We start from the raw sequence: 5,217 nt of genomic DNA, 5'->3' as shown, positions 1-5,217 counted from the left end.
GACAACAGCAGCAGCTCCGGCGCTCAATTCACGTCCGTTCAGGCTGCAATCAATGCGGCAACAGCTGGAGATACGCTGTACATTCACCCATCACCGAACAGTTACGGAAACATAACCATCAACAAAACACTCCATCTGCGCAGTGCCGGACATTCACCTCAGTACACCAATGGGATGAGTGCCTCAATAGGTAATATCACCCTCCAGGCACTCATCGGAGCCCCTGGTATCACATTAGCGGGGCTTGATTTTGGTAACCTCAATGTCTCAAACAATGAAAACTACAACAACCTGGAAATCAGAAACTGTCGGTTTACCAAAATCACCGCAAGCGGCATGGTCGGGGCTTGTGACAATTGGGTGATTGCCGGTTGTGTTCATGTTTGCAACAATTTCGACAGTATACACAAACAAAGCAGCAATGGCTGGATGGTAATCAATAACCACATCCATCAACCCAACACCGGCACTTCGTGGAGCATCATTAGGAACTTCAACGCTTCGGATATTTTCCGTAATAACATCATAGTATCTAACCAAACAGGCTCAGCGGTTGTTTTTCAAAATTGTACAGGATTGTCGGTAGAAAACTCCATCCTATTGTTCACCAATAACGCCAGCGGCATTGACTTTTCAGGTAACACGGTTACGTTTAATCACAGCCTTACCTATCATTACCCCGGCCTTGCGCTCGCTCCACTCAATGGCAACAACAACCTTGACAATACCAATCCGATGTTTGAAGACATCGGCAGCAGCCCTGCATTCAGCAGCAATAAAAATTTTCAACTACAGGCCGGATCGCCAGGCGCGGGTTACGGTACCGACGGACAGGATATAGGGCTGTACGGCAGTGATTTCCCCTTTAACATGTACGGCTATGCCCCGGACATCCCCTTCACCACGGGTATTGAGATTCTGAACAGTGTGGTGAGTCCCGGAGGTACGCTGAACGTAAACTTCGAAGCCTCGGGCAACTAATCCCCAACCGCTATGAAAATCATCGTCACTTTCATTGCCGTTTTGTGCGGGCTTACCGCGGCGGCTCAGACACAAATCGTCTCTGCCGAGTACTTTATCAACAACGATCCGGGAATTGGAAATGCCACAACCATCACCATCGCACCCGGTCAGAGTATTCAGGAGAGTTTTGATGTATCGGTTGCTTCACTTGGCAATGGCATTCACTATTTGCATGTGAGGGTTCTGAACGAAGAAGGAAAATGGAGTCTGTATAGCCGTAAGCCCTTTTTCGTAACCGAATTTGGTGAAACCAATAACACCATTGTTGCAGCCGAGTACTTTATTGGTAATGACCCGGGTACAGGTAATGCCGAATCTCTGACAATAACCCCCGGCAATACGATAACTGAAAACTTTGAAATCCCCTTTGGTAACCTTGACCCGGGATACCATATGTTGCACATTCGGGTAAAGAACACAGTGGGCAAGTGGAGTCACTACGCGCGTAAACCGTTTTACCTGTTCTCCTACACACCGGAATTAAACATTACCGATGCAGAGTACTTTATTGATGTGGACCCCGGTATTGGAAATGGTACAGCGCTCGAAATTTCGCCGGCTCACCAGATCAGTGAAAATTTCAGCATTGTGCTACCTGATACGATTTCGGAAGGTGACCACCTGCTTTACATCAGGGTTCGGAATGAAGCACACAACTGGAGCTTTTACGCTACCGAACTTTTCACCGTTGAAGTGGGTGTTGGCGTGGACAAAAACCAATTGAATTTCAGCGTGTATCCCAATCCCAGCAACGGTATTATTTTTCTTGAAACCGGAGATGTTCAGCCTGAATTTGTGCGCATCATTGACATGACCGGAAAAATTGTGATGACACCTAATCCTCAGGACCGACAAATAGATATTCATCAGCTTGTACCGGGCACCTACCTGCTTCAAATGGCGGCAAAAGGAAATCTGTACTCAAAGAAATTGATTCGTCAATAACAAAACGCAAAAGAACAAAAGCCCCTTGCTCCAATAGGGCAAGGAGGTGTTTTACTATAGAACTACCTCAATAACCGGGGTACTTGCTCCACCACTCATCGTCCACGGTATAGGTGCCGCCTTTAACCCCAGTGTGGAGGTCCTCTCCTATTTGCCGAACGATGTGCGCGTTCATCAGGTCGCGAATCCAGTTTTCGGGAATACCACGTTCGCCAACCATGTACCCCACAAGGTTTCCGGTGATGGCACCCGTACTGTCGCTGTCGCCACTGTGATTCACTGCCGTAAGGACCGCCTTTTCAAAATCATGGGGATAATGCAAGGCGCACAACAGAGAAATGGCGAGTGCTTCTTCGGCTACCCAGGCACCTCCGAGGCTTTCAATTTCCTTGTAGCTAATATCTTTACCTTCAAATTCCCTGTGGATTTCTATCGCGTTGAGCACAGCCGATTTGGTTTCTTCGTGGCCCTCAAAGCGCGGCAATATTTGCAGACATTTTTCAATGGCATTCTCAAGGTTATCACCCCGAACCATAAGTGCAAAAACCATGGCCAAGACCCCACCGCTCAGGTAACCTGAGGGATGTCCGTGTGTTATGGCAGAAAACTCCATCCCTTTGATAAATGCCAGTTCCGGATCGTGCGTAAAGACCAAACCCACAGGGGCTATTCGCATGACAGTACCACAGCCTTTGCTGTTGTTGATGGGCTCTTTTACAGTGCCCATTTTTCCGCTGCGCAAAGCTGCCAGACAAGTATTGCCCGGAGCACGCTGTTGATGGAGCTCGCGGCGATGAATAAGCCAGCCGTCTTCAAACCCGTGTGTTTGCACCCCGGCCGGTTTTTCATACCCTTGCGTTTTAAGCCATCGCAGGTATGAATGCCACGTGATGCTTACTTCTGCCCCGCCTATTCCTTTGGCCACTGATCGTTGCCATGCTCTTAACAGCCCCTCAGCGGTAAAGAGCAGCATTTGCGTGTCATCGGTAAACTCGCCGCGTCCATCTTCGTGCTCAACATATTGCTGCACACCACGTGAGCCAAATCGGGCAAAAATCTCCTCTGCCGACATAAACTCAATGGGTGCGCCAAGTGCATCCCCAATGGCACCTCCGAGGATGCATCCGATGTATTGATCTAAGTTCTTTCGCATGGCTTTTTGATCTGTGTTCTAAAATTGCTGAGTGCACGCTAATGTAGGAAAACCCTGATTATTCTGATGTTCTTGAAGCTCAATTTCGACCATCCCATGAAAGACGCAACCACCTCGATGTTAGCGGTAAAGAACAATGTCTATTTCATCAAAATACAATTCGGCACCACCCTTGTTCCAAAGGTAGACAGCTAATTCGCATTGTTCGCATTGCACAGCAGGCAGACCGAAAAGAAGCGGAATTGGTGTCCAATCACCATGGTCTGGCATCCAATCGCGTAGAGATTGTGCCTGGTAAAATAAATTTTGGGCTCCTGAACTGATGGAAACAACGACTTCTACCTCTGCATCCGATTCGGTAAGGAAGTAACCGGAAAAGAACAACGTGGCAGGTGTTAAATTTGAACCACTCGTATAGGGCAGGGTGAGTGTTAAACCATATTCCGTTTCGGAGTTCACAACCCCCGACTGACTGCCCATAAATGCATGCGTTGGGGATATAATTACATTCTTCCAGGATGAATCCGGCCAGCTTTCAAATGACAATTGATAGCCCCCTATTTTTCGCTCAGGCTTCAATCCAAGAAAATCTGTGAGACTTTGCCGACCCGCATGGCCTTTACGCCCCACTGTGATTTTTTTGTTGCTCCCAACAAAAGTCACCCTATCAATGAAATGTGGGTAATTCTTATAAACCACAGGAAGAAAGAACTCATTTTGAACAACCACATAATCGTAGTTCCAATGCAGGGCGGACTGAATGTTTGCTTCGGTAGGCATCATCACCGCGAAGCCTTTTCGTTCCATGTGCAGAAACGGAAGGTTGGGTGCAACCGCATCTACCACCAATATTTTAGCGCTTCCGGGAATACCTAATGAATCAAGAAAGCTTGCTGCACCTTCAAAATTTCGATGGGTTGCCATAGACTTGTCCCAAGGCCCCGTCTCCCGCCTGCTTTGTTGTGAATCTATCGGCACCAACAGGAGCAAAACCGTCGCCAGTAAAGATAATGACCATACTGTGAACCTATTGTTTCTGAAATCTGCATTTCGATTCAAAGTGGCCACAACATGAGATAAGATCAGTACAATCGGTAGGTAAAAAGTATCGAGAAAATAGTAGTCGTGTGCGGGAAACTGCATCATCATCAGCAGAGCAAAACACAGACAGCCAAAGAGATAAACAGCGATGAAGAGCGAGAAAAAACCGATTGTTTCAGGCAAATGCTTTCGCTTTCTCCAGCCAGAGAGGAAGGCAAAAAAGGTAACCAACATGAAAACTACGCAATGCCACCACGAAAAATACTCCCACCCCCATTGGGTGAAAGTGAATTCAATGGTCTCTATCGCTTCGCTGAAGCTACCAGATGGCATAAAGGCACTTAGAAACTGCGAGCCGTAAGTATTTCGAAGGTAGCCATTGTACAGCAGGTACGCCCCAATGGCCATCAATGAAAGAATAACAGGTAAAATTTTAGGAGTCCAGGGGGTCTCTTTCCTGAAAACGCGCAGTAACTCCACGCCAAACAGTGCGATCAACGGAATAGCAAAGGTGGTTCTTGCCATGGCTGCCAACGTGAGGAATACAACACTCCACCAAAAATGGCGGTGGCGATGATTCTTCAAGTAGTGATAATAACAAAAGACGCCAATCATGGCATTGGCAAGCGAAGGAATGGTGGGCAGGAAGCTACCCTGGTAATAAACAAAGACAGGAGAAGTAGCAGCAAAAACCACCACAAACAGTGAGGCTGCAAAACTGCGCGTAACGCTCCGGGCAAGTTGAAAAAGGAAAAAAAGCCCCAACACGCTGTATAAAAGCACATACACCCTGAAAACAAAAGGTGAAGTACTGCCTGTAACTTTCATCAGCAATGCCGCTGAGTAGTCGTGGATAGGAAAGTCAACTGCAGTGATGTTGTGTTCCCCCGGGTTTGTCCACCAATCCGGAAACTGGTGATTGTAGAGAAACGTTTGCGGTTTAAACAGATTCAATCCATTTTCTACAAAACCAAGTGCCAGCGCATAACGATCTGCTTGCGCCCAGGCGTGAATGTGCGATGGAAAATCGTGCAGGTATTCCACGTTGTAAACCA

At 47.3% G+C, this 5,217-nt stretch carries 4 protein-coding genes; 2 read left to right on the top strand and 2 right to left on the bottom strand.

The features are described 5' to 3' along the window. Both EA392_00215 and EA392_00210 read left to right on the top strand, forming a co-directional pair. The coding region (locus tag EA392_00215) for a hypothetical protein (GenBank protein TVR42568.1) at positions 1–981 on the top strand (981 nt) is incomplete at its 5' end. 12 nt (positions 982–993) lie between these two features. Then, positions 994–1,968, top strand: a complete 975-nt coding sequence (locus EA392_00210; GenBank protein TVR42567.1) for a T9SS C-terminal target domain-containing protein — start codon at positions 994–996, stop codon at positions 1,966–1,968. A 67-nt stretch (positions 1,969–2,035) separates the two neighbouring features. Here EA392_00210 and EA392_00205 read toward each other — a convergent pair whose 3' ends face one another. Both EA392_00205 and EA392_00200 read right to left on the bottom strand, forming a co-directional pair. Beyond that, positions 2,036–3,121, bottom strand: coding sequence for an ADP-ribosylglycohydrolase family protein (locus EA392_00205; GenBank protein TVR42566.1), 1,086 nt, complete (start codon positions 3,119–3,121; stop codon positions 2,036–2,038). Between the two features lie 120 nt (positions 3,122–3,241). Then, on the bottom strand, positions 3,242–5,217 hold a 1,976-nt coding region (locus tag EA392_00200), incomplete at its 5' end, for a hypothetical protein (protein TVR42565.1).

It is taken from the genome of Cryomorphaceae bacterium, from assembly GCA_007695365.1.
Taxonomy (GTDB): domain Bacteria; phylum Bacteroidota; class Bacteroidia; order Flavobacteriales_D; family SKUL01; genus SKUL01.
This window is presented reverse-complemented; position numbering and strand designations above follow the sequence as displayed.

Bases quoted from the DNA above. Each gene is read 5' to 3' on its own strand.
- EA392_00210 (TVR42567.1), top strand. From the start codon at position 994: ATGAAAATCATCGTCACTTTCATTGCCGTTTTGTGCGGGCTTACCGCG.
- EA392_00205 (TVR42566.1), bottom strand. From the start codon at position 3,121: ATGCGAAAGAACTTAGATCAATACATCGGATGCATCCTCGGAGGTGCC.